Source organism: Streptomyces sp. NPDC038135, assembly GCF_055601245.1.
The window spans coordinates 525463-551659 of sequence record NZ_JBVJXS010000003.1; the positions used below are offsets into that span (position 1 = coordinate 525463).

General features: G+C 72.4%; 22 protein-coding genes. 17 read left to right on the forward strand and 5 right to left on the reverse strand.

Features of this window, described 5'->3' with window-relative positions:
* The first annotated feature begins 172 nt into the window (after window positions 1-172).
* The 7 genes from ACZ7JA_RS10765 (at window position 173) to ACZ7JA_RS10795 (ending at window position 8095) form a co-directional block, all read left to right on the forward strand.
* Complete coding sequence (locus tag ACZ7JA_RS10765) at window positions 173-1192, forward strand: MraY family glycosyltransferase (protein WP_351673274.1); 1020 nt, start codon at window positions 173-175, stop codon at window positions 1190-1192.
* A 94-nt stretch (window positions 1193-1286) separates the two neighbouring features.
* Window positions 1287-3125, forward strand: a complete 1839-nt coding sequence (gene dnaK, locus ACZ7JA_RS10770) for a molecular chaperone DnaK (RefSeq protein WP_351673272.1) — start codon at window positions 1287-1289, stop codon at window positions 3123-3125.
* The gene (grpE, locus tag ACZ7JA_RS10775; RefSeq protein ID WP_351673270.1) at window positions 3122-3787 is read left to right on the forward strand and encodes a nucleotide exchange factor GrpE; all 666 of its coding nucleotides are present in this window, start codon (window positions 3122-3124) and stop codon (window positions 3785-3787) included. Before dnaK ends, grpE begins: the two co-directional genes overlap by 4 nt.
* Before the next feature lie 36 nt (window positions 3788-3823).
* Entirely contained in the window at window positions 3824-4993 is a 1170-nt protein-coding gene (gene dnaJ / locus ACZ7JA_RS10780; protein ID WP_351673268.1) for a molecular chaperone DnaJ, read from the forward strand.
* 7 nt (window positions 4994-5000) lie between these two features.
* A complete protein-coding gene (locus tag ACZ7JA_RS10785) occupies window positions 5001-5459 on the forward strand; it encodes a heat shock protein transcriptional repressor HspR (protein WP_389300578.1) in 459 nt (152 codons plus the stop codon).
* Between the two features lie 308 nt (window positions 5460-5767).
* Entirely contained in the window at window positions 5768-6874 is a 1107-nt protein-coding gene (locus ACZ7JA_RS10790) for a sugar ABC transporter substrate-binding protein (protein WP_470807905.1), read from the forward strand.
* A 171-nt stretch (window positions 6875-7045) separates the two neighbouring features.
* Window positions 7046-8095 carry a helix-turn-helix transcriptional regulator gene (locus tag ACZ7JA_RS10795; protein WP_351673262.1) on the forward strand — a complete coding sequence of 350 codons (1050 nt, stop codon included), beginning with the start codon at window positions 7046-7048 and terminating at the stop codon, window positions 8093-8095.
* A gap of 19 nt (window positions 8096-8114) precedes the next feature.
* Here ACZ7JA_RS10795 and ACZ7JA_RS10800 read toward each other — a convergent pair whose 3' ends face one another.
* Window positions 8115-9077, reverse strand: coding sequence for a helix-turn-helix transcriptional regulator (locus ACZ7JA_RS10800; RefSeq protein WP_351673284.1), 963 nt, complete (start codon window positions 9075-9077; stop codon window positions 8115-8117).
* Between the two features lie 375 nt (window positions 9078-9452).
* Here ACZ7JA_RS10800 and ACZ7JA_RS10805 point away from each other — a divergent pair, with 375 nt between their 5' ends.
* The gene (locus ACZ7JA_RS10805; RefSeq protein ID WP_351673260.1) at window positions 9453-9788 is read left to right on the forward strand and encodes a hypothetical protein; all 336 of its coding nucleotides are present in this window, start codon (window positions 9453-9455) and stop codon (window positions 9786-9788) included.
* A gap of 144 nt (window positions 9789-9932) precedes the next feature.
* Here the strand turns inward: ACZ7JA_RS10805 and ACZ7JA_RS10810 are convergent, their stop codons facing one another.
* Window positions 9933-10346: a pyridoxamine 5'-phosphate oxidase family protein gene (locus ACZ7JA_RS10810; protein WP_470807906.1), complete on the reverse strand. Its 414-nt coding sequence runs from the start codon at window positions 10344-10346 to the stop codon at window positions 9933-9935.
* 141 nt (window positions 10347-10487) lie between these two features.
* On the opposite strand from ACZ7JA_RS10810, the gene clpB reads away from it, so the two are divergent.
* Together clpB and ACZ7JA_RS10820 are read left to right on the forward strand one after the other, a co-directional pair.
* A complete protein-coding gene (clpB, locus tag ACZ7JA_RS10815) occupies window positions 10488-13085 on the forward strand; it encodes an ATP-dependent chaperone ClpB (protein ID WP_351673256.1) in 2598 nt (865 codons plus the stop codon).
* A gap of 182 nt (window positions 13086-13267) precedes the next feature.
* Window positions 13268-13798 carry a type III secretion system chaperone family protein gene (locus ACZ7JA_RS10820; RefSeq protein WP_470807907.1) on the forward strand — a complete coding sequence of 177 codons (531 nt, stop codon included), beginning with the start codon at window positions 13268-13270 and terminating at the stop codon, window positions 13796-13798.
* Window positions 13799-13843: 45 nt separating this feature from the next.
* Here ACZ7JA_RS10820 and ACZ7JA_RS10825 read toward each other — a convergent pair whose 3' ends face one another.
* Together ACZ7JA_RS10825 and ACZ7JA_RS10830 are read right to left on the reverse strand one after the other, a co-directional pair.
* The gene (locus tag ACZ7JA_RS10825) at window positions 13844-15028 is read right to left on the reverse strand and encodes a pyridoxal phosphate-dependent aminotransferase (protein ID WP_389300582.1); all 1185 of its coding nucleotides are present in this window, start codon (window positions 15026-15028) and stop codon (window positions 13844-13846) included.
* Window positions 15029-15086: 58 nt separating this feature from the next.
* The gene (locus ACZ7JA_RS10830; RefSeq protein ID WP_389300584.1) at window positions 15087-15668 is read right to left on the reverse strand and encodes a hypothetical protein; all 582 of its coding nucleotides are present in this window, start codon (window positions 15666-15668) and stop codon (window positions 15087-15089) included.
* 272 nt (window positions 15669-15940) lie between these two features.
* Between ACZ7JA_RS10830 and ACZ7JA_RS10835 the strand changes: the two genes are divergently transcribed.
* Together ACZ7JA_RS10835 and ACZ7JA_RS10840 are read left to right on the forward strand one after the other, a co-directional pair.
* Window positions 15941-16486: a DUF2617 family protein gene (locus tag ACZ7JA_RS10835; RefSeq protein ID WP_403683546.1), complete on the forward strand. Its 546-nt coding sequence runs from the start codon at window positions 15941-15943 to the stop codon at window positions 16484-16486.
* A 79-nt stretch (window positions 16487-16565) separates the two neighbouring features.
* On the forward strand, window positions 16566-18203 hold the full coding sequence (locus tag ACZ7JA_RS10840; RefSeq protein WP_470807908.1) for a polyamine aminopropyltransferase: 1638 nt from the start codon (window positions 16566-16568) through the stop codon (window positions 18201-18203).
* Between the two features lie 16 nt (window positions 18204-18219).
* Here the strand turns inward: ACZ7JA_RS10840 and ACZ7JA_RS10845 are convergent, their stop codons facing one another.
* Window positions 18220-20508, reverse strand: coding sequence for a SpoIIE family protein phosphatase (locus tag ACZ7JA_RS10845; RefSeq protein ID WP_470807909.1), 2289 nt, complete (start codon window positions 20506-20508; stop codon window positions 18220-18222).
* A 175-nt stretch (window positions 20509-20683) separates the two neighbouring features.
* Here ACZ7JA_RS10845 and ACZ7JA_RS10850 point away from each other — a divergent pair, with 175 nt between their 5' ends.
* From ACZ7JA_RS10850 to ACZ7JA_RS10870, 5 genes are all read left to right on the forward strand, one after another.
* A complete protein-coding gene (locus ACZ7JA_RS10850; RefSeq protein ID WP_470807910.1) occupies window positions 20684-21451 on the forward strand; it encodes an SRPBCC domain-containing protein in 768 nt (255 codons plus the stop codon).
* A 278-nt stretch (window positions 21452-21729) separates the two neighbouring features.
* Entirely contained in the window at window positions 21730-22518 is a 789-nt protein-coding gene (locus ACZ7JA_RS10855; RefSeq protein WP_351667486.1) for an aldose epimerase family protein, read from the forward strand.
* Between the two features lie 10 nt (window positions 22519-22528).
* The gene (pyrE, locus tag ACZ7JA_RS10860) at window positions 22529-23080 is read left to right on the forward strand and encodes an orotate phosphoribosyltransferase (protein WP_351667485.1); all 552 of its coding nucleotides are present in this window, start codon (window positions 22529-22531) and stop codon (window positions 23078-23080) included.
* Window positions 23081-23235: 155 nt separating this feature from the next.
* Window positions 23236-24258 (forward strand): class II fructose-bisphosphate aldolase, encoded by a 1023-nt coding sequence (gene fbaA, locus ACZ7JA_RS10865; RefSeq protein ID WP_351667484.1) that lies wholly within the window; start codon window positions 23236-23238, stop codon window positions 24256-24258.
* Window positions 24259-24321: 63 nt separating this feature from the next.
* Window positions 24322-25776 carry an MFS transporter gene (locus ACZ7JA_RS10870; RefSeq protein ID WP_389300602.1) on the forward strand — a complete coding sequence of 485 codons (1455 nt, stop codon included), beginning with the start codon at window positions 24322-24324 and terminating at the stop codon, window positions 25774-25776.
* The last annotated feature ends 421 nt before the right edge of the window (window positions 25777-26197 follow it).

Genomic DNA, 26197 nt, shown 5'->3' on the forward strand with positions numbered 1-26197 from the left:
GAGGGAAATTACTAAGCGGTAACTTATGCAGTCCGTTCGAGACTACCCGCATCTTTACTCGCACTGTAGCCAGGCGCGAGGTGATCTGGATCGCTGAGGTGTGCCTGAGCCGGATGGCAATCTGATCGTGTTATTCGTACCGAATTGCTACTTTCGCGCCTAACTTAGAGCCGTGCTCTACGGGATCGCCGCGGCCTGCGCCGCCCTCCTCCTCACCGCCGTGCTCGCGGCGCTGCTCCGGATGCCCGCGCTGCGCGCGGGAATCCTGGACCGGCGGCGGCAGCGGCCCCTCCCGGTGCTCGGGGGCGTGGCCGTCGTGGCCGTCACCTGCCTGGTCGCCTGGGCGGGGCAGTGGCTCGGGGTGGCGCCGTTCGGGGACGGGGTCGGCCGGCTGCTCGCCGCCGCCGCCGGGATCGCCTCGCTGGGACTGGTCGCCGACGTGTGGCGGCTGCGGTCCCGGGTACTGGTGACCGGCACGGCCGTCGCGGCGGCCTGCGTGGTGCCGTACGACGAGACGGGCGCCTGGGGCGGCCTGCTGGCCGTGGCCTGGATCGTCTTCGCGACGCTCGCCTTCAAGGGGCTCGACCACGCCGACGGTCTCGCCGGGACCGTGGGGGTGGTCACCGCCTTCGGGGCGGGAGTGTGCGCCGCGGCCGAGCTGATGGACGGGCTGGCCGTGCTCCTCAGCGTGTTCGCGGCGGCCCTGACCGGCTTCCTGATGCACAACTGGCATCCCGCGCGCGTGGGGCTCGGGGCCTGCGGATCGCTCTTCACGGGCTTCCTGCTGTCCTCGGCCGTCGTCTTCACGCGTGCCGGGTACGGGCTGGAGCAGAGCGCGGGCGTCGTGTTCAGCCTGAGCGCCGTGGCGGCGGCCGACTTCCTGCTGGTCGTCCTCGCCCGCCTCACCTCCCGCCGCCCGCTGCTCAGGCGGGGCCCGGACCACCTGGCGCACCGGCTGCGGCGGCTCGGGCCGACCCCGCCGGGGGCGGTGGTGCTGCTGGGCGCCGGGTCCTTCTCCTCCGTGCTCGTGGGGGTGCTCGTCCACACGGGGTGGACCGGGGAGAAGGCGGTGCTGTGGGTGGTCGGCGGGGTGGTCTTCGCCGTCCTCGTACTCCTTCGCATCCCTGTCCAGCCACCCCGTCGGACGGTGTCGACGCAGGTCAGCGCGCGATTGCGTGTGAGGAACGGATAAGAGTTGAGTCCGACTGACTCAGGTCTGTTGACCGCACGGCCTCCCTCATGCACACTTGAGCCTGTTCCACTCAAGTCAGCTGGAGGAATCAACCATGGCACGTGCGGTCGGCATCGACCTGGGCACGACTAACTCCGTCGTCAGCGTTCTGGAGGGCGGCGAGCCCACCGTCATCACCAACGCCGAGGGTGCCAGGACCACGCCGTCCGTCGTCGCCTTCGCGAAGAACGGCGAGGTGCTCGTCGGCGAGGTGGCCAAGCGCCAGGCGGTCACGAACGTGGACCGGACCATCCGGTCCGTCAAGCGCCACATGGGCACCGACTGGAAGATCCAGCTCGACGGGAAGGACTTCAACCCGCAGCAGATCTCCGCCTTCATCCTGCAGAAGCTGAAGCGGGACGCCGAGTCGTACCTGGGCGAGAAGGTCACGGACGCGGTCATCACCGTCCCGGCCTACTTCAACGACTCCGAGCGCCAGGCGACGAAGGAGGCCGGCGAGATCGCCGGTCTGAACGTCCTGCGCATCGTCAACGAGCCCACCGCGGCGGCGCTCGCCTACGGCCTCGACAAGGACGACCAGACGATCCTCGTCTTCGACCTCGGTGGCGGCACGTTCGACGTGTCCCTCCTGGAGATCGGCGACGGCGTCGTCGAGGTGAAGGCCACCAACGGTGACAACCACCTCGGTGGTGACGACTGGGACCAGCGTGTCGTCGACTACCTGGTCAAGCAGTTCCAGTCCGGTCACGGCGTGGACCTGTCCAAGGACAAGATGGCGCTGCAGCGTCTGCGCGAGGCCGCCGAGAAGGCGAAGATCGAGCTGTCCTCGTCCACCGAGACCTCGATCAACCTGCCCTACATCACGGCGTCCGCCGAGGGCCCGCTGCACCTGGACGAGAAGCTCACCCGCGCCCAGTTCCAGCAGCTCACCGCGGACCTGCTGGAGCGCTGCAAGACGCCGTTCCACAACGTCATCAAGGACGCGGGCATCCAGCTCGGCGAGATCGACCACGTGGTCCTCGTCGGCGGCTCCACCCGCATGCCGGCCGTCGCCGAGCTCGTCAAGGAGCTGACCGGCGGCAACGAGGCCAACAAGGGCGTGAACCCGGACGAGGTCGTCGCCATCGGCGCCGCCCTCCAGGCCGGTGTCCTCAAGGGCGAGGTCAAGGACGTCCTGCTCCTCGACGTGACCCCGCTGTCCCTCGGCATCGAGACCAAGGGCGGCATCATGACGAAGCTCATCGAGCGCAACACCACGATCCCGACCAAGCGGTCCGAGATCTTCACCACGGCCGAGGACAACCAGCCGTCGGTGCAGATCCAGGTCTACCAGGGCGAGCGCGAGATCGCGGCGTACAACAAGAAGCTCGGCATGTTCGAGCTGACCGGTCTGCCGCCGGCGCCGCGCGGCGTCCCGCAGATCGAGGTCGCCTTCGACATCGACGCCAACGGCATCATGCACGTGACCGCGAAGGACCTCGGCACGGGCAAGGAGCAGAAGATGACCGTCACCGGCGGCTCCTCGCTGCCGAAGGACGAGGTCGACCGCATGCGCCAGGAGGCCGAGAAGTACGCGGAGGAGGACCACGCCCGCCGCGAGGCCGCCGAGACCCGCAACCAGGGCGAGCAGCTCGTCTACCAGACCGAGAAGTTCCTCAAGGACAACGAGGACAAGGTCCCGGGCGAGGTCAAGACCGAGGTCGAGGAGGCCGTCGCCGAGCTGAAGGAGAAGCTCAAGGGCGAGGACACCGCCGAGATCCGCACCGCCACCGAGAAGGTCGCGGCCGTCTCGCAGAAGCTGGGTCAGGCCATGTACGCCGACGCCCAGGCCGCCCAGGCCGCCGGTGGCGCGCCCGAGGGTGAGGCCAAGGCGGACGACGACGTCGTGGACGCCGAGATCGTCGACGACGAGCGCAAGGACGGTGCCGCGTGACGGAGGAGACCCCGGGCTTCGAGGAGAAGCCCGACGTCCCCTCCGGCGCCACCCCTGACGACGCCGAGCCGAAGGCCGCCCCCGAGGAGGGGGCGGCCCCGGCCGGGGACGCAACCGCAGACGCCGGTCTGGTGGCACAGCTGGACCAGGTGCGCACGGCACTGAACGAGCGCACGCTGGACCTCCAGCGCCTGCAGGCCGAGTACCAGAACTACCGCCGCCGCGTCGAACGCGACCGGGTCGCGGTCCGGGAGATCGCCGTCGCGAACCTCCTGACCGAGCTCCTGCCCGTGCTCGACGACATCGGCCGGGCACGGGAACACGGCGAACTGGTCGGCGGCTTCAAGTCGGTGGCCGAGTCGCTGGAGACCGTCGCGGCCAAGATGGGCCTGCAGCAGTTCGGCAAGGAGGGCGAGCCCTTCGACCCGACGATCCACGAGGCCCTGATGCACAGCTACGCGCCGGACGTCACCGAGACGACGTGCGTGGCCATCCTGCAGCCCGGGTACCGCATCGGCGAGCGCACCATCCGCCCCGCGCGGGTGGCCGTCGCCGAACCGCAGCCCGGCGCGCAGACCGTCAAGGCCGAGGGCGCCGAGGACGGCGGCACCGACGCGGACGCGGCCGACGACAAGGAGAACGGTGGCCCGGAGGAGGGCTGACGTAATCACCGGGGACAGGAAGGAGGGACGTCGGGGATGAGTACCAAGGACTTCATCGAGAAGGACTACTACAAGGTCCTCGGCGTCCCCAAGGACGCCACCGAGGCCGAGATCAAGAAGGCGTACCGGAAGCTCGCCCGCGAGTTCCACCCGGACGCCAACAAGGGCAACGCCAGGGCCGAGGAGCGCTTCAAGGAGATCTCCGAGGCGAACGACGTCCTCGGCGACCCGAAGAAGCGCAAGGAGTACGACGAGGCGCGCGCCCTGTTCGGCAACGGGGGCTTCCGCCCCGGGCCGGGCGCCGGCGGCGGCAACTTCAACTTCGACCTCGGCGACCTCTTCGGGGGCAACGCGCAGACCTCGGGCGGCTTCGGCGGCGGGCTCGGCGACGTCTTCGGCGGCCTGTTCAACCGCGGCGGCGCGGGCACTACGCGTACCCAGCCGCGGCGCGGCCAGGACATCGACACCGAGGTCACGCTGAGCTTCACGGAGGCCATCGAGGGCGCCACCGTGCCCTTGCGGATGTCCTCCCAGGCGCCCTGCAAGGCCTGTTCGGGCACCGGCGACAAGAACGGCACGCCGCGCGTGTGCCCGACCTGCGTCGGCACCGGGCAGGTCGCCCGGGGCTCGGGCGGCGGGTTCTCGCTCACCGACCCCTGCCCCGACTGCAAGGGCCGCGGCCTCATCGCCGAGCACCCCTGCCTGGAGTGCAAGGGCAGCGGCCGCGCCAAGTCCTCGCGCACCATGCAGGTCCGCATCCCGGCCGGCGTCACGGACGGGCAGCGGATCCGGCTGCGCGGCAAGGGGGCGCCCGGCGAGCGGGGCGGACCGGCGGGCGACCTCTACGTGGTCGTGCACGTCGGTGAGCACCCGGTGTTCGGGCGCAAGGACGACAACCTCACCGTCACCGTGCCGGTGACGTACGCCGAGGCGGCTCTCGGCGGCGAGGTGCGGGTCCCGACTCTCGGCGGCCCGGCGGTCACCCTGAAACTGCCGCCCGGCACCCCGAACGGCCGCACCATGCGCGCCCGGGGCAAGGGCGCGGTCCGCAAGGACGGCACCCGCGGCGACCTTCTGGTCACCGTCGAGGTGAGTGTCCCGAAGGACCTGTCGGGGAAGGCTCGTGACGCGCTTGAGGCGTATCGCGAGGCGACCGCGGGCGAGGACCCGCGGGCGGAGCTGTTCGAGGCCGCGAAGGGAGATTGAGCGCCCCATGGACACACCCGGCCGTCGGCGCAACCCGTACGAACTGACCGAGGAGACCCCGGTCTACGTCATCTCGGTGGCGGCCCAGCTCTCCGGACTCCATCCGCAGACGCTGCGCCAGTACGACCGTCTCGGTCTGGTCTCCCCGGACCGCACGGCCGGACGGGGCCGCCGCTACTCGGCCCGTGACATCGAACTGCTCCGCCAGGTGCAGACGTTGTCCCAGGACGAGGGCATCAACCTGGCCGGTATCAAGCGCATCATCGAACTGGAGAACCAGGTCGCCGCGCTCCAGTCCCGCGTCGCGGAGCTGCAGGGGGCACTGGACGGCGCGGCGGCCGCGATGCGGCAGCGCGAGGCCGCCGTCCACGCCTCCTACCGGCGCGACCTGGTGCCGTATCAGGAGGTGCAGCAGACCAGCGCGCTGGTGGTCTGGCGGCCCAAGCGGCAGCAGCAGGCGGACTGACCGCCCGCGGGGAAACGGCACGGCGAGGGGCCGGGGACGGGCGACCGTCCCCGGCCCCTCGCACGTGTGCGGCGGGCGCGGGTGGTTGCCGGATCTTTGCCCTCCCGTGAACTTCCTTTGCGTGGAGGGTCCGTAAAGGCTGTTTGGAGGCGATTCCGCTCCTCCTTCACAGGTGCAGCGGAGCGTGCTGTTGCGCACTCGTTAAGTAGTTCCGCTTGACGCCGGGTGGCCGCTCCGCGTTGTCTTTTCAGACACCTGGGTCGTAAAGCAGCCCCCACGTCCGGATCGCACCTGAAGTGAGCCCTCGAATGCGTCGTATCGCCATATCCGTGGCCGCGTCCACGTTGATCCTTTCGCTCGCCGGGTGCGGCGTGCTGGACGCGACGGGGGACGGTGCGAGCGCGAGCCCGACGAAGGGCGACGACGTCACCGTCGGACTGCTGCTGCCGGAGAAGGCGAACACCCGCTACGACAAGTTCGACTACCCCATCATCAAGAGCAAGGTGGCCGAACTGACCGGCAAGAAGGGCACGGTCCGGTACGCCAACGCGGACGCGGACGCCGCCCGGCAGGCCGGCCAGATGCAGACGATGATCGACGAGAAGGTCGACGTCATCCTGCTCGACGCGGTCGACTCGCACGGCATCGTCGGCGAGGTGAAGAAGGCCAAGGAGGCGGGCATCCCGGTCATCGCCTACGACCGTCTCGCCGAGGGCCCGATCGACGCCTACATCTCCTTCGACAACGAGCTGGTCGGCGAGGTGCAGGGCCGCACGCTGCTGGAGGCCCTGGGCTCGGGCGTGGACACCTCCGACAAGGTCGTCATGGTGAACGGCTCGCCCACCGACCCCAACGCCAAGCAGTTCAAGCAGGGCGCGCTGTCCGAGCTGAACGGCAAGGTGGACATCGCGAAGTCCTACGACACCACCGACTGGAAGCCGGAGATCGCCCAGGCCTACATGACCAAGGCGATCGCCGAGATCGGCAAGGACAACATCGCCGCTGTCTACGCCGCCAACGACGGCATGGCGGGCGGTGTCATCAAGGCCCTGCAGGCGGTCGGCGTCAGCAAGCTGCCCCCCATCACCGGCCAGGACGCCGAACTGGACGCGGTCCAGCGGATCGTCGCCGGCGACCAGTACATGAGCGTCTACAAGTCCTACCCGGACGAGGCCGAGGCCGCCGCCCAGATGGCCGTCACCAAGGTGCAGGGCAAGGACATCCAGTTCGACGCCCTGACCCAGGACCACGTCGACAGCCCCACCGACAAGAACATCCCGTCCCGCCTCGTCCAGGTGAGCGCGCTGACCCGGGGCAAGATCAAGGACACCGTGATCGCCGACGGGATCTACACGGTCGGCGACATCTGCACCGCCAAGTACAAGGCGGCCTGCGCGTCCATCGGCCTGAAGTAGCCCGCGTCCCGCCCGCCAGCTTGTTGCTGCGCGGCGGGCCTAAGACCCGTACGCAACGGCGCATACCGGCCGATTTCCCCGCCCGGGGCGGCCGGAGCCGTGTTGCGGAGCCGGTCCCGGCCGCGCATAGTTGCGCTGCGGAAGTGGCAGCAACCGGGGGTGGAATGGGCGATGGCCGGGCACGGGACGGAGGATCATCCTCACGGTGCCGACCGGCTGTGCGAGGCCGGGGATCGCGTGTATTCCCGGGCCGTACGCCGGGGGCGGGTGCCGCGCACGGACGCCGAGCCGGTGCCCTGTCTGCTCGAACTGGCCCTGCTGCACCCCGATCCGGACGACATGGACTGGCTGGTGCCGACCTCGCCGCAGGAGGTCATGACGCGGCTGCTGCGCGGGGTCCACGACGAGGTCAGGGAGAGCCAGCTGCGGGTGGGCTCGGCGGTCGCCGCCTTCGAGTGGTACGCGGGCCTGGGCCGGCAGCTCCAGGCGCTCACGGCGTCCGGTGAGGGCACGGCCATCCGGGTGCTGGACGGACTGTCCCGCATCCAGGCCGCGATGGACGAGGCGACCGCGGCGTGCACGGCCGAGGTGCTCACCGTGCAGCCCGGCGGCATCCGCCGCGAGGACGAGCTGACCGAGGGGCTGCACCGGGCGCTGGCCCTGCGCGGCCGGGGCGTGCGCATGCGCGACCTCTACACGCACGTGGCGCGGCACGGGCAGGGGCTGCTCAACTACCTGGAACTGATGGGCGGAGCGGTCGAGGCCCGCACCTTGGACGAGGTCATCGACCGGCTGATCCTCTTCGACCGCACGGTCGCGTTCATCCCCGCCAACTCCGAGCGCACGATGGCCCTCGAGCTGCGCCACCCGGCCCTGGTCGAGTATCTGGTGACGGTCTTCGAGCGGCTCTGGCGACTGGCGCTGCCGCTGACGGCCCCGCTGCCCGACACCGGGATCGAGGGCATCTCGCACCGTGAGCGGTCCATCGCCGCGCTGCTCGCGGAGGGCCACCAGGACGCCGTGATCGCCGAACGCCTCGGCATCAGCGTCCGTACCTGCCGCGGCCACATCGCCCGGCTCTCCGAGACGCTCGGGGCGGCCAGCCGCACGCAGTTGGGCGTCCGCCTCGCCCAGGCGGGTCTGGACCGGCCGCCGCAGGCCGCGCACGTCGCCGCGCCGGCCGTCGGCCGCTCCGGCCGGGAGGCCCGTTCCGCCCTGTGAGGCGGCCGGGTCGCGCCGGTCAGTGGCCGTTCGGCCCCGGCGCCAGGGCGTCCTTGTCCTCCAGCATTCCGGACTGGGCGATGAGGAAGCCGAGCTGGGCCCGGCTGCCGCTGCCGAGGGCCTGGGCGAGCTTGGCGATGTGGGCGCGGCAGGTGCGTACGTTCATGCCAAGGCGCCGGGCGATCGCCTCGTCGACGTGGCCCTCGACGAGGAGCTTGGCGATGGAGTGCTGGACCTCGGAGATGCCGTCGGGGGCGGTCTCGTAGGGGGCGCCGGCGCTCAGGGGGACCGCGCGGCCCCACATGAACTCGAACACCTTGATCAGGTAGCGGACCAGGCCCGGGTGGCGCAGTTCGAGGGCGACCTGCTGGTCGTCCCGGATGGGGATGAAGGCGACGGAGTCGTCGCAGACGATGAGGCGCTCCACCAGTTCGTCGATGGTCCGGTACTCCGCCTTGCCGCTGGCGAGCTGGGCCACGTAGGCCAGCTTCTCCGGGTTGTACCGCGCGGTGTGCTGGTACAGCGTGCGGATCCGGACGCCGCGTTCGATGAGCGGGCGGTCCCGTTCGAGGCCGCGCAGCAGGTTCTGTTCGGAGAGGCGGTCGCTCGGCTGTACGGTGAGCACCTCGTTCTGGCACTGCGACGTGGCGAGGTTCAGCGCCGCGTTGATGCGCTCCCCGCCCTCCAGCACCGCGATCGAGTCGGTGGCCGCGGCTATGTGGCTGTGGAGGGATATGAACGGCTCGAAGGCGTCGGCGAGCCGGATGGTCAGCCGCCTGCGGTCCGCGATCTCGCGCTCCAGGGGGCTGAGCCGCTGGGCGAGGGCGACGGGCGCGGGCAGCGGGCGCAGCCACTCCGGATCGTCCGGATCCGGGTACAGGAGGTCGAACTCCAGCAGGCAGGGGGCGGGTTCGACGTCGGCTCGCGCGATGCGCCCGGCGCGCAGGGCGGCGGCGTAGAGACGTCCACCTTCCTCACACATCTCGGTCACAGCATGGGGATGTGCGTGTTTAGTCTGATTCGTTTCCAAATCTCCACCCCCCAGGGTCCTGAACGTGCAGGAACATGATGCATTGATTATGTGGCCATGACGTGCCCGAATGAGCCATCGTCGTACTCGACGGGGGAAGAGGGGACCTTCAAGTGAGGACGAAGCCGACTATGGGCAAGAGACTGCTTCGCTCGATACTTGTCGCCGCTTTCTCTGTTGCTTTGACTGCGGGGGCGATGGGCGGCCTCGCGAGCGAGAAGGCCGACGTACGAGCGGACACGACATGGCCGGGCGCGGTCGTGAACAGCGCGCCGCTCAGGGATACCACGTGGCCGGTGCAGCCCAGGGACGGCGTGAGGAGTTGACGTGACGACCCCGCCTGACGACCGCTCCTTCCGTCGCGAGATGGCCACCGCCTACCGCTCCGGCTGGCACTTCATCGACCTGGTCACCGCCATCCCCCACAGTGGTGACTCGCTGATGGTGACCGTCTTCGGAGAGCCGGTCGTCGTCACCCGCGACGAGGACGAGGACGTACGGGCCTACCGGTGCCTGCGCAAGCCGCGCGGGGCGCCGCAGCCGGTGCGGTGCGCCATCCGCTACGGCATGATCTTCGTGAACCTGGACCAGCGGGACCACCGGCTCGCGGAGCCGGAGGACCCGGAACTCACCGCCATCTCAGCCACCCCCCGCAGTGCCTGACGCGATTCCCCCGTCGTAACAGATCGCTCAGGTGCTTCCCCCCGCAGCGGCGTCACCGTGACCTGAACACGGTGACCCCGCTGCAGTTTATGGGCAGATTCCGGGCATGGGAGCGCGGCCACACCGGCTGAAATCCGTCGGGTGTCAGCCGTGCCCGAGCGCCCGCTCGATCTCGATCTCGATCACCACCCGCCGCGGGTTCTCCGCCGGCACCCGGTGGTAGCGCTCGGCGTACCGGCGCTCCGCCTCCGCGACCCGCTCCCGGTCCTCGCGCACCCGGGCCCGGCCCTCCAGCGTGGCCCAGCGGCGGCCGTCGACCTGGCACACCGCGACCCGGGCGCCCTCGGCGCCGGCCGCGCGCACGTGGGCCGCCTTCACGCTGCCCCCGTTCGTGATCACCCGGGCCAGCCGCGCCTCGGGGTCGTACGTCACCCCGACCGGCACCACGTGCGGACTGCCGTCCGGGCGCAGGGTGGTCAGGGTGCACAGATGCCGCTCCCGCCAGAAGGCGAGATAGGGCTCGTCGGGGGCAGCCGGGTCTACGGAGTGCTTGGCCATGGCCGAAACCTAGCCGCTGATTCCCGCGTCCGGCGCCATGTCTCGCCTTGAGCGGAATAGACTCAACTTTGTGTACGCTGATCAAGTCAGCACTGGGAAGGACCTGGCCGCCGAGCCGACGCCGAGGAGGAGAACGGACACGTGGACGCCGAGCTGACCAACAGGAGCCGGGACGCGATCAACGCGGCCGGCAACCGCGCAGTCACCGGGGGGCACCCGGACCTCACCCCCGCCCACCTGCTGCTGGCTCTGCTCCAGGGCCAGGACAACGAGAACATCACCGACCTGCTCGCCGCCGTCGAGGCCGACCAGGCCGCCGTACGCTCCGGCGCCGAGCGCGTGCTGGCCGGACTGCCCAGCGTGACCGGCTCCACCGTCGCGCCGCCGCAGCCCAACCGCGAGCTGCTCGCGGTCATCGCCGACGCCACCGAGCGGGCGAAGGCGCTCGGCGACGAGTACCTGTCCACCGAGCACCTGCTCCTCGGCATCGCCGCCAAGGGCGGCGCGGCCGGCGAGGTGCTCCGGAAGCAGGGCGCCGACGCCAAGAAGCTGGAAGAGGCCTTCACCAAGGCCAGGGGAGGACGCCGCGTGACCACCGCCGATCCCGAGGGTCAGTACAAGGCCCTGGAGAAGTTCGGCACCGACTTCACCGCCGCCGCCCGCGAGGGCCGGCTCGACCCGGTCATCGGGCGGGACCAGGAGATCCGGCGGGTCGTGCAGGTGCTGAGCCGCCGTACCAAGAACAACCCCGTCCTGATCGGCGAGCCCGGCGTGGGCAAGACCGCCGTCGTGGAGGGACTCGCCCAGCGCATCGTGAAGGGGGACGTCCCCGAGTCGCTGAAGGACAAGCGGCTGGTCGCGCTCGACCTCGGCGCGATGGTGGCCGGCGCCAAATACCGCGGCGAGTTCGAGGAGCGGCTGAAGTCCGTGCTCGCCGAGATCAGGGACTCCGACGGGCAGATCATCACCTTCATCGACGAGTTGCACACCGTCGTCGGCGCCGGTGCCGGCGGCGACTCGGCCATGGACGCGGGCAACATGCTCAAGCCGATGCTGGCCCGCGGCGAGCTGCGCATGGTCGGCGCCACGACCCTGGACGAGTACCGGGAGCGGATCGAGAAGGACCCCGCCCTGGAGCGCCGCTTCCAGCAGGTGCTGGTCGCCGAGCCGACCGTCGAGGACACCATCGCCATCCTGCGCGGGCTCAAGGGCCGGTACGAGGCCCACCACAAGGTGCAGATCGCGGACAGCGCGCTGGTGGCCGCCGCCACCCTGTCCGACCGGTACATCACCTCCCGCTTCCTGCCCGACAAGGCCATCGACCTGGTCGACGAGGCGGCCTCCCGGCTGCGCATGGAGATCGACTCCTCCCCGGTGGAGATCGACGAGCTCCAGCGCTCCGTGGACCGGCTGAAGATGGAGGAGCTGGCGATCGCCAAGGAGACCGACCCGGCCTCCCGGGAGCGCCTGGAGAAGCTCCGCCGCGACCTCGCCGACAAGGAGGAGGAGCTGCGGGGCCTGACCGCCCGCTGGGAGAAGGAGAAGCAGTCCCTCAACCGGGTCGGTGAGCTGAAGGAGCGCCTGGACGACCTGCGCGGCCAGGCCGAACGCGCGCAGCGCGACGGCGACTTCGACACCGCGGCCAAGCTCCTCTACGGCCGGATCCCGGAGCTGGAGAAGGAGCTGGAGGCCGCCTCCGAGGCCGAGGAGGAGGTCGCCAGGGACACCATGGTCAAGGAGGAGGTCGGCTCCGACGACATCGCCGACGTCGTCGGCGCCTGGACCGGCATCCCCGCCGGGCGCCTGCTGGAGGGCGAGACCCAGAAGCTGCTGCGTATGGAGGACGAGCTGGGCCGGCGCCTCATCGGCCAGACCGAGGCCGTGCGCGCGGTGAGCGACGCCGTACGCCGCTCCCGGGCCGGGATCTCCGACCCCGACCGCCCCACCGGTTCCTTCCTCTTCCTGGGCCCGACCGGCGTCGGCAAGACAGAACTGGCCAAGGCGCTCGCCGACTTCCTCTTCGACGACGAGCGGGCCATGGTCCGCATCGACATGTCGGAGTACGGCGAGAAGCACAGCGTGGCCCGGCTGGTGGGCGCGCCCCCCGGCTACGTCGGCTACGAGGAGGGCGGCCAGCTCACCGAGGCGGTGCGGCGGCGCCCGTACAGCGTGGTGCTGCTGGACGAGGTGGAGAAGGCCCACCCCGAGGTCTTCGACATCCTGCTGCAGGTGCTGGACGACGGTCGCCTGACGGACGGCCAGGGCCGCACGGTCGACTTCCGCAACACCATCCTTGTGCTCACCTCCAACCTGGGCAGCCAGTTCCTGGTCGACCCGGTGAGCAGCGAGGCGGAGAAGCGGGAGCAGGTGCTGGAGGTGGTCCGGGCCTCCTTCAAGCCCGAGTTCCTCAACCGGCTCGACGACCTGGTGGTCTTCACCGCGCTGACCAAGCCCGAGCTGGAGCGGATCGCCGGGCTCCAGATCGACCGGCTGGCGAGGCGGCTGGCCGAGCGCCGGCTCGCGCTGGACGTCACGCCCGCGGCGCTGGCCTGGCTCGCCGAGGAGGGCCTGGACCCGGCCTACGGCGCCCGCCCGCTGCGCCGGCTCGTGCAGACCACGATCGGCGACCGCCTCGCCCGGGAGATCCTCTCCGGCGAGGTCAAGGACGGCGACACGGTCCGCGTGGACCGCTTCGAGGAGGGCCTGATCGTGGGCCCGGCGACCGGCAAGACGCTCTGACGCGAGCGGCCGTGCGACCCGGGGGGCGCTGCTCCCGACCCCGGGTCGCCGGGCGGGCGCCGTGCGGCCCGCGCCCGGCTCACCGGATCATGTCAGCCCTGGGCTGACAGGCCGCGTCGGGGCTTGCCACCCCCCTCCCCGCATGGGGGAGGATGGCGGGATCCAATGAAGGGAAAAACACGGTGAGCATCGACCCGTCCTCGATTCCGAACTTCGGGGGCCAGCCAGAACCGCAGCCCCAGGGACCGGTGGGCCCCGTCGTCCCGGATCAGGACCTCGTGAAGCAGCTCCTCGACCAGATGGAGCTGAAGTACGTCGTCGACGAGGAGGGAGACCTCGCGGCGCCCTGGGAGCAGTTCCGCACGTACTTCATGTTCCGCGGGGAGGATGAGCAGGCGGTCTTCTCGGTGCGGACCTTCTACGACCGCCCCCACCAGATCGGCGAGAAGCCCCAGCTGCTGGAGTCCGTCGACGACTGGAACCGCCGCACGCTGTGGCCCAAGGTGTACACCCACACCCACGACGACGGCACCGTCCGACTCATCGGCGAGGCGCAGATGCTGGTCGGCACCGGCGTCGACCTCAACCACTTCGTCTCCTCCACGGTCAGCTGGGTGCGGGCCGCGATCGAGTTCGACAAGTGGCTGGTGGCGCAGCTGGGCCTGGAAGAGGAAGTGAACGAAGCGGAGAAGCCCGAGGACGACGGGGAGTAGACCCCGCCCGGCCGGTCCGGGGGCCACGGCCCCCGGACCCCGCCCTCACATGCGCCGCAACCGCTCCGCGGCCTCCCGCAGCACCTCCGCGCGCTTGCAGAACGCGAACCGCACGAACGGCGCCCCCGCCTCGCGGTCGTCGTAGAACACCGCGTTGGGGATGGCCACCACACCCGCCCGCTCCGGCAGCGCACGGCAGAACGCGAAGCCGTCCTTCTCGCCGAGGGGCCGGATGTCGGTGGTGACGAAGTAGGTGCCGGCGGGCCTGAAGACCTCGAAACCGGCCTGGACCAGGCCCTCGGCCAGGATGTCCCGGCGGGTCCGCATGTCCCGGCGGAAGTCCTCGTAGTACGAGTCCGGCAGGGCCAGGGCCTCCGCCACCGCGTACTGGAACGGGCCCGCGGAGACGTAGGTCAGGAACTGCTTGGCCGAGCGCACGGCGGCCACCAGCTCAGGGGCGGCCGTCACCCAGCCGACCTTCCAGCCGGTGAACGAGTACGTCTTGCCGGCCGAGCCGATCGTCACCGTGCGCTCGCGCATCCCGGGGAACGTGGCCAGCGGCGTGTGCTCGGCGTCGTCGAAGACCAGGTGCTCGTAGACCTCGTCCGTCACCACGAGCAGGTCCCGCTCCACCGCCAGTTCGGCCACCGCGGCGAGTTCCGCGCGGGTCAGCACCGTGCCGGTCGGGTTGTGCGGGGTGTTGATCAGCAGCAGCCGGGTGCGGTCCGTGACGGCCGCCCGCAGCTCGTCCAGGTCCAGGCGGAAGGCCCCGTCGTGCGGCCGGAGCGTCACCGGCACCCGGCGCCCGCCCGCCATCGCGATGCTCGCCGCGTAGGAGTCGTAGTACGGCTCCAGGGCCACCACCTCGTCGCCGGGTTCCAGCAGCGCCAGCAGGGAGGCCGCGATGGCCTCCGTGGCGCCGGCCGTCACCAGCACCTCGGTGTCGGGGTCGTACGCCAGCCCGTAGCGCCTGAGCTGGTGCGCGGCGATCGCGGTGCGCAGCTCGGGGACGCCCGGGCCCGGCGGGTACTGGTTGCCGCGCCCGTCGCGCAGCGCGCGGACGGCGGCCTCCCGGATCTCCTCGGGGCCGTCGGTGTCGGGGAAGCCCTGTCCCAGGTTGATCGCCCCGCTCGCCACGGCGAGGGCGGACATCTCGGCGAAGATCGTCGTGCCGAACTCCGCCAGACGGCGGTTCAGGAGCGGGCGCGCGCTGGAGGTCATGCCGGTCATCCTGCGCCCAGGTTCCGGGGTTCCTCAACTCCGCCCGCCCGGTCTTCGGCCTCGCGCCTCAGAAGTTGCTCAACTCTGCTTTGGCGCGCTCGGCCGCCGGGCATCCCCCGGTCACCGCACCGGAGACGGTGACGGCGAGGCGCCCACGGGGGGCCGCTTCGGGGGAGAGGAAGGAGGGCGGCGCCATGGCGATCGGATTCGGACTGGCTCTGCTGGCGCTGCTGGTCATCGCGGGGGCGGCGGACCGGGCGCGCAGGAAGCGGGCCGCGAACAGGCGCCCGAACCTCAGGAAGGGCGGGACCCGTCCGTCGGGCCGGACCCGCTCGTCGCGCACGAGGTCCTCGTCGTCGTACGACAGCGGCGGAAGCTGGTGGGTCGCGGGTGCCGCGGACGCCGGCTCGTCGTCCGGCGGCCACCACGGCGGGGGCCACTCCGGCGGGCACCACTCCTGCGGAGGAGGCGGCTCGTCGTGCGGCGGCGGTTCGTCGTCCTGCGGCGGCGGCTCGTCCTGCGGCGGGGGCTCCTCGTGCGGTGGCGGCGGTGGCTGCGGCGGCGGAAGCTGACCGGCCGCGAGCGGGGGAGGCGGCTGACACGGGGCAGCCGGCTCCCCGGAGCCCGGGCGCCCGCCGGAGGAACGCATCCGGCGGGCGCCCGGGTGTTTCCCGGCCCCGCGCCGGGCGCACGCCGTAGTTGAACAGTTGAGCTGTGGAGCCCTCTGACGGATGGAAACCCCACGAACTTGGGTAAAAAAGCTGTGGTGGCACCACTGTTCATGATTCCCTCTAATTCACCAATCCGGCCGTCCTCCTTACCGACACAGCCCTCGGACTCCCGCAGTCGCCCCCACCGGCCGGGCTGACTGGGCTGACAAGGCCGAACTCCCCCCTCCTTGTTCGTTAGCGGAGCCGACCCATGCTCACGACCCTGAACACCTCCTACACCGACACCCGTGCCGCCGACCTCGCCTGGGCCCTCGGCCGCGAGCCACTGCCCGCCCTCGCCACGCTCGACCTCGAACTGGGCGGCGCCAGACTGCAGTTGCGGCTCCTCGGCGCGTCCCACCAGGTGCTGCTCGAGGAGGAGCGGGGGCGATGTTCGGAGACGGTCGCGTGCATCCCCGGGTCCAGCACCCCGCTTCCGCTGGGCGTGGCCAAGCGCGTCGACGACTGGGAGTACGAGTTCGCGGCGCGCGTCGAGGTGCTCACGCCGGGCTCGTTCGAGCGCCGCGCCCAGGAGCTGCTGGCCCTCGTCTCCGACCATCCGCACGGCCTCGCCGGTGTCTTCCCCGGCAGCCCGCACGCCTTCACCGCGCTGCTGGCCCAGTGGCACGAGGGCCAGGTCCACTGGCGCACCTGGCACGCCTATCCGCAGGACGGGCAGCTGGTGGCGACCCGGACCCGGGTCGGGGCGCGGGTCCCGGCCGGCCGGACGCGGCGCCACGCGTTCCACGCGGCGTAAACCGGGAATGCGTCAACTGCCCGGAGATCCACACGTGTGGGTGACGAAGCGTACCGAGTGCGTGACGTAACGTCGCAGCGTGATCGATCCGCACGCGCCCGCTCCGCCGGTCGCCCCGCCCTGGACGGCCCCCGCACCGCTGCCCGTGCGGCCCGGCACCGGGCGGTTCCTGGTGCTCGTGTGCGTCTTCGTCTGCGCGGCCTGCGGGCTGGTGTACGAACTCGAACTCGTCGCCTTCGCCTCGTACCTGATCGGCGACTCGGTCACCCAGGCCTCCGTCGTGCTGTCGGTGATGGTGTTCGCGATGGGCATCGGCTCGCTCGCCGCCAAGCGGCTGCGCTGGCACGCGGCCGCCGGGTTCGGCGCGCTCGAGATCGCGCTCGCCCTGGTCGGCGGCTGCAGCGCGATGGCGCTGTACGCGGTCTTCGCCTGGACCGGCGGCTGGGGCGGGCTCTGGGCCGACGGCCCGCGCTGTCTGCTGGTCGCCTTCTCGCTGGCCATCGGGCTGCTCGTGGGCGCCGAGGTGCCGCTGCTGATGGAGCTGATCCAGCGCATCCGCCGGCAGGACGCGGGCGGCGCGGTCGCCGACCTGTTCGCCGCCGACTACGTGGGCGCGCTGGTCGGCGGTCTCGCCTTCCCGTTCCTGCTGCTGCCGTTCCTAGGCCAGTTGACGGGCGCGCTGCTCACCGGCGCGGTCAACGTGGTCGCCGGGGGCGCCCTGGTGCTCGGCCTGTTCCGCCGCGACCTCGGCCGCCGCGCCCGCTGGACCCTGCTGCTGGCCGGTCTCGCCGTGCTCGGCGTCCTCGCCGCCGCGGCCGCCCTCGCCGACGACTTCGAACGCGCCGCCCGGCACGCGGTGTACGGCGAGGACGTCCGGGTCGCCGTGCGGACCGGCGTGCAGGAGGTCGTCCTCGCCGGCGGCACCGGCGGCCGGCCCCTCGACCTGTTCCTCGACGGCCGGCTCAGGGTCGGCGGCCGGGACGAGCGCCGCTACCACGAGGCCCTCGTCCAGCCCGCGCTGAGCGGCCCGCACACGCGCGTGCTCATCCTCGGCGGCGGCGACGGCCTGGCCGCCCGCGAGGTCCTGCGCCACCGCGACGTGCGCCGCGTCGACGTGGTCGAACTCGACACCGGGCTCGTCCGCCTGGCCCGCCGCGACCCCGGCCTGTCCGCCCTCAACGGCCACGCCTACGACGACCCCCGCCTGCGCCTGACGACGACGGACGCGCTCACCTGGCTGCGCGGTGCGCCGGCCGGGACGTACGACGTCGTGATCGCGGACCTGCCCGACCCCGGCATCACCGCCAGCGCCAAGCTGTACTCCCAGGAGTGCTACGGCCTGGTCCGCCGCGCCCTCGCCGCCGACGGACGGCTCGTGGTGCACGCCGGTCCGGTCACCGGCCGCCCCCGCGCCTTCTGGACGGTGGCCTCGACCCTCCGGGCGGCCGGCCTCACCGCCGCCGCCTACCAGGTCCCCGGCCGGGACTCCGGCTTCCCGGCCGGCCCCGACCGCTCGGCCGACGCCTCCCGGGCCCCGCACGACTGGGGGTTCCTGCTGGCGGCGCCGGGCCGCACGCCGCCGCCGCTGCGCCTGGACCCCGAGGGCCCCGCGCCGCGCACCCTGACCGGGAACGGCCTGGCGGCCGACGCGCGCGCTGCGGCCGCGACCCGGATCAGGGGGCTGCCGGCGTCGACGCTGGTGCGTCCGAGGTACTGACCGGGCCGCCCGCGCCTCACGGGCAGCCCTCCAGGGACTGCTGGGCCCACACGGTCTTGCCCTCCGCCTGGTACCGGATGCCCCAGTTGTCGGCCAGGGTGGCGACGATGAACAGCCCGCGCCCCGTCTCGTCACTGGTGCGGGCGTGCTTGAGGTGCGGAGCGGACATCGCGCCGTCTCTGAGCTCGCACGTCAGCATGCCGTCGCAGATCAGCCGCAGGCGCATCGGCGGGGCGCCGTAGCGGACCGCGTTGCCGACGAGTTCGCTGACGATCAGCTCGGCGGTGAACGCCGCCTCCCGGTCGACCCCCCACGTGCGCAGCCGGCGCCGGGCCTCCTCGCGCGCGAACGGCGCGGCCTCCGGCCCGGCAGGCAGGGCGCAGTCGAAGACCCGCTCGGCGGGCAGCGCCGCGGTGCGCGCCAGCAGCAGCAGCGCGTCGTCCGCCCGCGGGCCGTCGCTGACGGCGTAGGCGACGGCGTCGCACAGGTCGGGCAGCGGCTCGTGGGCGTGCTCGTCGAACAGGGCGCGCAGCGGCGCGGACGGGGCCAGGACGTCCCGCGCCAGGGTGCGGGTGCCGACGGCAAGCGTGCTCCCTGCGGGCAGGGCGACCGTGGTGGCCGGGAACGGGGCGTTGCCGGGGCCGGCGAGCAGCGGTCCCGCGGGCACGGAGACGACGGCCGGGGCGCCGTCGGGCGGCACCACGACGGGCTCCGAGAGACCCGCCCGCACGAAGGTGCAGGTGAGATCGATCGGGTCGTAGACGGCGAGCAGGCAGCTCGCGGTCAGCGGCTCGCGGTGCAGCGGGTCGCCCGTCGGCAGCGCGGCGCGTTCCGTGGCGAGGCGGGCCGCCGTGTCGCTGAGCCGGGCCATCAGCTCGTCCGGCGCCAGGTCCAGGGACGCCAGCGAGTGGATGACCGTGCGGAGCTGGCCCATCGTGGTCGCCGCGGCCATGCCGTGGCCGGCCACCTCGCCGACGATCAGCGCCGTCCGGGCGCCGGCCATGCCGATCACGTCGAACCAGACGCCCCCGCCCTCGGTGGCCGGCAGATGCAGATGGGACAGCTCGACCGTGTCCGGCACGGTCGGCCGCTGCGGGAGCAGCCGGCGCTGCACGGTGGCGGCGATGGACCGCTCCCGGGCGTAGCGACGGGCGTTGTCGATGCACAGCGCTGCGTGCGCGCACACGTCGGCGGCCAGGGCGACGTCCGCCTCCTCGAACGGGACCTCCTCCCGGTGCCGGTAGAAGCTGACCACGCCGAGCGCCTCGCCGCGCAGCGCCAGCGGGGCGACGATCAGGGAGTGGGCGCCGGAGGCACTGATGGCGTCCGCCCGCGGCGGGTCGGCCGAGAGCCACAGGCTGTCCTCGTCCACCGTGACGAGCCGCGGCCGCAGATCGGTGAGCACCCGCGAGAACGGGGTGCCGTACGGCAGCCACCGCACCTCGCCCACCGGATACGCCGACACCACCCCCCGGAACGCGGCCCGGCGCAGCGGCACCTCGCGGCCGACCGGGACCAGGGGCGGCGCCTCCCCCCGGACCACCTCCTCGAGCACCTCGACCACCGCGATCCCCGAGAACCGCGGCACCACCGCGTCCACGAACTCCTGGCAGACGGCGATCACGTCCAGCCGCTCGCCCACCCGGCGCCGCACCTCGTCCACCACCGAGAGCCGCCACAGGGCGTGCTCGCGCTCGGTCACGTCGACGGCCGAGGCGACCAGGCCGAGGATGTCGCCGCGCGTGTTCTCCAGACGCACGTAGGAGACGGAGTACACGCTGTGCTCGTGACCGGCCGCACCCGGCACCACCCGCACGATCCGGTTCAGCTCCGCCCGGCCGGTCTCCAGCACCCGGCGCGCCGCCGCCTCCTCCTGGCCGGGGTCGGCCAGGCCGTACACCCGGGAGAAGACCTGCCCCACCAGCCGGTCCTCGGCCGTGCCGCGCAGCGCGCGGGTGGCGGTGTTGACGCGGACGATGCGCAGCCGGTCGTCCAGCACGTGCAGGCCCACCGGGGACTGCGTGAACATCGCCCGCAGGATGGCGAGGTCCTCGCCGGACGCGGCCTCCGCCGCCGCGCACACCTCCCACACCAGCGTCCCGTCCGCCGCCATACCGGGCCTGACCAGCACGGGCCGCATCGCCGCCGGGCGGGCGGGGCCGGCCGGGCCGCCGCGCAGCAGGGACGCCACGGTCCGCCCGACGGCCTCCTCGGCGGACCAGCCGTACGCCTCCTGGGCCGCACGGCGCCATTCGAGCACCCGCCCGGTCTCGTCGAGACGCATGAGCCGGTCGTCGCTGGCCATCTGGGCAACACCTCCGCCCCATCCATGCCCGCGCCGTCCACCGGCCGGACCCGATCCCGGCAAGCTGCCGCCGTTCGGGGCATCACCGGGTGCGCGGGTGGCCGGGGACCCGGGTCGCACGGGCTCCGCGCGCGGGAGGGTGCGTTCCGGCCGGGACTGGGTAGGCTCAGCCGACATGGAGCACCAGGTCTTCGTTCCGGTTCCGGCCGACCGGCTCAGGGAGGCGCTCGCCGAGCCCGCCCGGGTCGCCCGGGCGGTCCCCGGGCTCCAGCAGGACGCCGGCGCCGAACCCGTCTCGGGGCGGCTGAAGCTGCGGGTGGGCGGACACTCCGTCACCTACCGCGGGGCGCTGCGCATCACCCCCCGCGCGGACGGCGGCTACGCCGTGGACGGCGAGGCCGGCGAGGCCCGCGGCAGCGGTACGGCCAAGGTCGCGCTCACCCTGCGCCTCGAAGGCACCGCCGACGGCACCACCGTCACGGTCGAGGGCACCGCGGAGGCGGACGGGCGCATCGCCGAACTGCCGGCGGACGCGGTGAGCTCAGCGGTGACGCGGCTGCTGAGCCGCTTCGTGGAGAGCCTCGCGGCCAGCCCCGACAACCCGGACCGGGCGCCCGGCACCGATTCCGCCTCCGTCTTCGACACCGAGGTCCCCGCGCCCTCCCTCGACCCCGCCGCCGACGACACCGCCGCCGCCGACCGCCCGGCGGACGGCTTCGCCGAAACGGGGGCGCCGCCCGCCGAGGCCGCGCACGCGCGCCGGACGATGATCGGCCGCAGCGCGGAGGAGGTCGACCACGCGCCCCCGCGCGGCCGTTACGCCCCCGTGCCGGCCCCCCAGACCGGCGCCGGCAGCCAGGTGCTGCGCTGGGCGGCCCCGGCGGCGGCCCTGGCCGTGGCCTCCGCGATCGTCGTGGGCCGCGCCCTGCGCCGCCGGCGCTAGGCCGTGTCCGCAAAGTCGCGTCTGCGTCGCGACGCCCGGCACGCACTCTCGCCGCACCGGCCGAAAGCCCGAGTACACCCAGTACGAGGGCATCCGGCCGGCACTCCCCCAGCCTTCGGCCGGGGGGACCCCCAGAGCACGCACCGGACGCCGCGACGCCCGCCCTGCGGGCGAACGACGCGACTTTGCGGACACGACCTAGCCGGTTTCCCGGCCGCCTCCGGCCCCGTGCGGTCGTGCGGCGGACGCCCTCTTGATCGCCGAAGTAGGGTCGTCACGTGAGTAACGAAGACATCACGCTGACCGCGGGCGACGCGGAAGTGAGCGTGCGGCCCGGCAACGGCGGCCGTATCGGTGGGCTCCGGATCGGCGGCGTGGAGCTGCTGCGCCAGGGCGAGCGCTACGGCTGCTTCCCCATGGTGCCCTGGTGCGGCCGGACCCGGGAGGGCCGCTTCCTGGACGGCGCCACCGTCCGGCAGATGCCCCTCAACTCCCCGCCGCACGCCATCCACGGCACCGCGCGCGACGGCGCCTGGCGCACCGCCCGGGTGTCGGCGGACGAGGCCGTCATCACCCACGACCTGACCGACCCCTGGCCGCACCGCGGCCGGGTCACCCAGGTGGTCAGGCTGACCGCGGACAGCCTGGCCCTGACCATGTCCGTGGAGGCGTACGACGACTCCTTCCCGGCGCAGATCGGCTGGCACCCCTGGTTCAACCGCAGCCTCGGCGGCGCGGACGTGCGGCTCGACTTCAAGCCCGCCTGGCAGGAGGAGCGCGGCGCCGACCACCTGCCCACCGGCAACCGCGTCGAGCCCGGGACCGGCCCGTGGGACGACTGCTTCGGCATGCCCGGCGGCGTCGACGTCACCCTCACCTGGCCCGGGCGGCTCGAGCTGAAGGTCGCGAGCCGCGAGGAGTGGGTGGTCGTCTACGACGAGCAGGCCGAGGCCGTGTGCGTCGAGCCGCAGACCGGCCCGCCCAACGGCCTGAACACCCTCCCGCGCCTGGTCACCCCGCTGGAGCCGCTGGAGGCGACGACCACCTGGACCTGGCGGCGGCTCTAAGCTGGGCGGCATGACGGACGACGTGCGCGGCGCGCTGCTGCAGCAGATCAAGGACAAGGCCGTGGTGCACGGCAAGGTGACCCTCTCCTCGGGTCTCGAGGGCGACTACTACGTCGACCTGCGCCGCATCACCCTCGACGGGGAGGCCGCGCCGCTGGTCGGCCAGGTGCTCCTGGACCTGACCGCCGACCTGGAGTTCGACGCGGTGGGCGGCCTCACCATGGGCGCCGACCCGGTCGCCGCCGCCATGCTGCACGCGGCCGCCGCGCGCGGCAGGCGGCTGGACGCCTTCGTCGTCCGCAAGGCGGCCAAGGCGCACGGCCTGCAGCGGCGGGTGGAGGGGCCGGAGATCGCGGGCCGGCGGGTGCTCGTCGTGGAGGACACCTCCACCACCGGCGGTTCGCCGCTCACCGCCGTGGAGGCCGTGCGCGAGGCGGGCGCCGAGGTCGTCGCCGTGGCGACCATCGTCGACCGGGCCACCGGCGCGGCCGAGAAGATCGAGGCCGGTGCGGGCGTTCCGTACCGGTTCGCCTTCTCGAAGGATGAACTGGGTCTGGACTGACGCCCGGAATTGACCTGGACTTGCCCGTGGCTTGACCGGAGCCACTGGCACCGGGTCATGTCTGGAAAGATGGGAACGACGATGACGTCACACCCAAGGTCTAGGTCAGGGCCGTAGTACGCAGAACCCAACCCGCACACTCCAAGGAGCGGACCATGCCCATCGCAACCCCCGAGGTCTACAACGAGATGCTCGACCGGGCGAAGGCAGGCAAGTTCGCCTACCCGGCCATCAACGTCACCTCGAGCCAGACCCTGAACGCCGCCCTGCGCGGCTTCGCGGAGGCGGAGAGCGACGGCATCGTCCAGATCTCCACGGGTGGCGCCGAGTTCCTGGGCGGCCAGTACAACAAGGACATGGTGACCGGCGCCGTCGCGCTCGCCGAGTACGCGCACATCATCGCCGAGAAGTACCCGGTCAACATCGCGCTGCACACCGACCACTGCCCGAAGGACAAGCTCGACGGGTACGTGCGTCCGCTGCTGGCGCTCTCCCGCAAGCGCGTCGAGGCCGGCCTCAACCCGCTGTTCCAGTCGCACATGTGGGACGGCTCCGCCGAGACCCTCGCCGACAACCTGGAGATCGCGCAGGAGCTGCTGGAGCAGGCCCGCGCCGCGAAGATCATCCTCGAGGTCGAGATCACCCCGACCGGCGGCGAGGAGGACGGCGTCTCCCACGAGATCAACGACTCCCTCTACACCACGGTCGAGGACGCGATCCGCACCGCCGAGGCCCTGGGCCTCGGCGAGAAGGGCCGCTACCTGCTGGCCGCCTCCTTCGGCAACGTGCACGGCGTCTACAAGCCGGGCAACGTCGTGCTCCGCCCCGAGCTGCTGAAGGAGCTGGCCGACGGCGTCTCCGCCAAGTTCGGCAAGGCGGCGCCGTTCGACTTCGTCTTCCACGGCGGCTCCGGCTCCACCGAGCAGGAGATCCTCACCGCGCTGGACAACGGCGTCGTGAAGATGAACATCGACACGGACACCCAGTACGCCTTCACCCGTCCGGTCGCCGACCACATGTTCAAGAACTACGACGGCGTCCTGAAGGTCGACGGCGAGGTCGGCGACAAGAAGACCTACGACCCGCGCACCTGGGGCAAGCTGGCCGAGGCGAGCATGGCCGCGCGTGTCGTCGAGGCCACGCAGAACCTGCGCTCCGCGGGTAACAAGATCAAGTAAGTCGCGTACGGCGGCTTCGGCGGGCCCGGTGCCTCGGCACCGGGCCCGCTGTATATCTGGAGCATGCCCGATGTCCGGCTGGGCTCGTCCCAGGGCAAGTGGATCCTGCTCACCACGGTGCTCGGCTCCAGCATGGCCATGCTGGACTCCACCGTGGTCAACGTCGCGCTGCCGACCATCGGCCGCGACCTCGACGCCAGCCTCGCCGCGCTGCAGTGGACGGTCAACGCGTACATGGTCACGCTGGCCGGTCTGATCCTGCTGGGCGGCTCCCTGGGGGACCGGTACGGCCGCCGGCGCGTCTTCGTGCTGGGCGTCGTCTGGTTCGCGGCCGCCTCCCTGCTCTGCGGCCTCGCCCCGAACCCCGTGGTGCTGATCGCCGCCCGTGCCCTGCAGGGGGTCGGCGGGGCTCTGCTCACCCCCGGCTCCCTCGCCCTCATCCAGGCCTCCTTCCATCCGGACGACCGCAGCCGGGCGGTCGGCCTGTGGTCCGGCTTCGGCGGGGTCGGCGCGGCCGTCGGCCCGTTCCTGGGCGGCTGGCTGGTGGACGGCCCCGGCTGGCGCTGGGTGTTCCTGCTCAACGTGCCGGTCGCCCTGCTGTGCGCGCCGATCGCCGTGCGGCACGTACCGGAGTCCGCCGCCGGCCCCGGCAAGGGCCGCTTCGACGTCCTCGGCGCCGGCCTCGGGGCGCTCGCCCTGGCCCTGCTGACGTACGCCCTGATCGAGGCGGGCGGCGGCGGGACCGGGGTGGTGGTGAGCGCGGTCCTCGGCCTGGCCGCGGCGGTGGCCTTCGTGTACGTCGAGAGGCACCGCGCGAACCCGATGCTCCCGCCCGGCATCTTCGCCTCGCGCCGCTTCACCGCGGTCAACCTGGTCACGCTGTGCGTGTACGCGGCCTTCGGCGGCTTCTTCTTCCTGACCGCGCTCCAGCTCCAGGTGGTGTCCGGCTACTCGCCCCTGCAGGCCGGCACGGCCCTGCTGCCGACGACGGTCCTGATGCTGCTGTTCTCGGCCCGCTCGGGCGCCCTGGCCGACCGCACCGGTCCGCGGCTGCCGCTGACCGTGGGGCCGCTGCTCTGCGCGGCGGCGATGCTGCTGATGCTGCGGGTGGGCGCGGACGCGGACTACCTCACCGACGTCCTGCCCGCGCTGCTCGTCATGGGCGCCGGCATGGTCACCCTGGTCGCCCCGCTGACCGCCACGGTGCTCGCCTCCGTCGACACCGCCCGCGCGGGCCTGGCCAGCGGCATCAACAACGCGGCCGCCCGGGCGGCCGGGCTGGTCGCGGTGGCCGCGCTGCCGCTGCTGACGGGGATGGGACCGGAGGCGTACCGCTCCGCGGTGGCCTTCGACGCGGCGTTCTCCCGGGCGATGCCGATCTGCGCGGGGGTGCTGGTGCTGGGCGCGGTGCTGGCCTTCACCCTGATCCGCCGGCCGCCTCCCGGCTGCCGCCACCCGGAATGCAGGACCTTCTGCGGCGTCACGGCTCCCCCGCTGGAGTCCGGCCGCCACACCTGACCCCCCTCCACGGCCGTTCGCGCGTGGGCATCCGGCGTCGTCCGTCCGCGGCTGCGTGGTGGCTGGTCGCGCAGTTCCTCGCGCCCCTTGCTCAGGCACCCGGTGCCGGCCCCCAGCTGCGGGCATGCGTGCCGCTAGGGGCGGCACGGGTGGGCGGTGGGGGTCCCCCCGCTCGAGCGAAGTCGAGAGCGGGGGAGGTACCCCGTTAGCGCGGGCAAGCGGAACGCCCTCCGGTCGGCACCGGCACCGCACCTCAGCGACACCGGGCACCAGACCCACCAGCACCGGGCACCCACCAGCACGGGCACCGTCAAGCACCGCACCCGGCGAGCACCAGGCATCGACGAGCACAACGCACCGAGCGAGCCCCGGGCACCAGCGAGGACCACGCACCCGGCGAGCCCCACGCACCGGTGCCGAT